Origin of the sequence: Arthrobacter sp. NPDC057259 (genome assembly GCF_042668995.1) — a bacterium.
Classification (GTDB): domain Bacteria; phylum Actinomycetota; class Actinomycetes; order Actinomycetales; family Micrococcaceae; genus Arthrobacter.
Genome location: NZ_JBHUYA010000016.1, coordinates 1 through 2,260, shown reverse-complemented (window position 1 = coordinate 2,260; position 2,260 = coordinate 1). Strand labels below are relative to the sequence as shown.

Below are 2,260 nucleotides of genomic sequence, written 5' to 3'. Positions count from 1 at the left end.
TGCGCGCGCAGCGGATAGGGACCGAACTGTCTCACGACGTTCTAAACCCAGCTCGCGTACCGCTTTAATGGGCGAACAGCCCAACCCTTGGGACCGACTACAGCCCCAGGATGCGATGAGCCGACATCGAGGTGCCAAACCTCCCCGTCGATGTGGACTCTTGGGGGAGATAAGCCTGTTATCCCCGGGGTAGCTTTTATCCGTTGAGCGATGGCCCTTCCATGCGGAACCACCGGATCACTAAGCCCGACTTTCGTCCCTGCTCGACTTGTAGGTCTCGCAGTCAAGCTCCCTTGTGCCTTTACACTCTGCGAATGATTTCCAACCATTCTGAGGGAACCTTTGGGCGCCTCCGTTACCTTTTAGGAGGCGACCGCCCCAGTCAAACTGCCCACCTGACACTGTCTCCCCGCCCGATAAGGGCGGCGGGTTAGAAGGTCAATACAGCCAGGGTAGTATCCCACCGATGCCTCCACCGAAGCTGGCGCTCCGGTTTCCAAGGCTCCTACCTATCCTGTACAAGCTGTACCAACATTCAATATCAGGCTGCAGTAAAGCTCCACGGGGTCTTTCCGTCCTGTCGCGGGTAACCTGCATCTTCACAGGTACTATAATTTCACCGAGTCTCTCGTTGAGACAGTGCCCAGATCGTTGCGCCTTTCGTGCGGGTCGGAACTTACCCGACAAGGAATTTCGCTACCTTAGGACCGTTATAGTTACGGCCGCCGTTTACTGGGGCTTCAATTCGCACCTTCGCTTACGCTAAGCGCTCCTCTTAACCTTCCAGCACCGGGCAGGCGTCAGCCCCTATACTTCGCCTTACGGCTTCGCAGAGACCTGTGTTTTTGCTAAACAGTCGCCTGGGCCTATTCACTGCGGCTCTCTCGGGCTTGCACCCTAACAGAGCACCCCTTCTCCCGAAGTTACGGGGTCATTTTGCCGAGTTCCTTAACGAGAGTTCTCTCGATCACCTTAGGATTCTCTCCTCGCCTACCTGTGTCGGTTTGCGGTACGGGCACCTCTCACCTCGCTAGAGGCTTTTCTTGGCAGTGTGGAATCAGGAACTTCGCTACTATAATTCGCTCGCCATCACAGCTCAGCCTTCACGGGAAACGGATTTGCCTATTTCCCAGCCTAACTGCTTGGACGCGGATATCCAATACCGCGCTTACCCTATCCTCCTGCGTCCCCCCATTGCTCAAATGGTGAGGAGGTGGTACAGGAATATCAACCTGTTGTCCATCGCCTACGCCTTTCGGCCTCGGCTTAGGTCCCGACTAACCCTGAGCGGACGAGCCTTCCTCAGGAAACCTTAGGCATTCGGTGGAGGGGATTCTCACCCCTCTTTCGCTACTCATACCGGCATTCTCACTTCTAAGCGCTCCACAAGTCCTTCCGGTCTTGCTTCACAGCCCTTAGAACGCTCTCCTACCACTGTTCGAAGAACAGTCCGCAGCTTCGGTGATACGTTTAGCCCCGGTACATTTTCGGCGCAGAGTCACTCGACCAGTGAGCTATTACGCACTCTTTAAATGGTGGCTGCTTCTAAGCCAACATCCTGGTTGTCTAAGCAACTCCACATCCTTTTCCACTTAACGTATACTTTGGGACCTTAGCTGGCGGTCTGGGCTGTTTCCCTTTCGACTACGGATCTTATCACTCGCAGTCTGACTCCCAAGGATAAGTCATCGGCATTCGGAGTTTGACTGAATTCGGTAACCCGGTAGGGGCCCCTAGTCCAATCAGTGCTCTACCTCCAAGACTCTTACCTTGAGGCTAGCCCTAAAGCTATTTCGGAGAGAACCAGCTATCTCCAGGTTCGATTGGCATTTCACCCCTACCCACACCTCATCCCCGCACTTTTCAACGTGCGTGGGTTCGGGCCTCCATTCAGTGTTACCTGAACTTCACCCTGGACATGGGTAGATCACCTGGTTTCGGGTCTACGACCACGTACTCAATTCGCCCTATTCAGACTCGCTTTCGCTGCGGCTCCGCATCTTCTGCTTAACCTTGCACGGGATCGTAACTCGCCGGTTCATTCTACAAAAGGCACGCCATCACCCGTTAACGGGCTCTGACTACTTGTAGGCACACGGTTTCAGGATCTCTTTCACTCCCCTTCCGGGGTGCTTTTCACCTTTCCCTCACGGTACTGGTTCACTATCGGTCACTAGGGAGTATTTAGCCTTGGGAGATGGTCCTCCCGGATTCCGACGGAATTTCACGTGTTCCGCCGTACTCAGGATACATTCAAGAG

The 2,260-nt window shown here is 54.4% G+C and carries 1 rRNA gene; it reads right to left on the bottom strand.

What is annotated here, in order from left to right:
- Positions 1–2,260 (bottom strand): 23S ribosomal RNA (locus tag ACFUCU_RS16220); the annotation flags it as partial.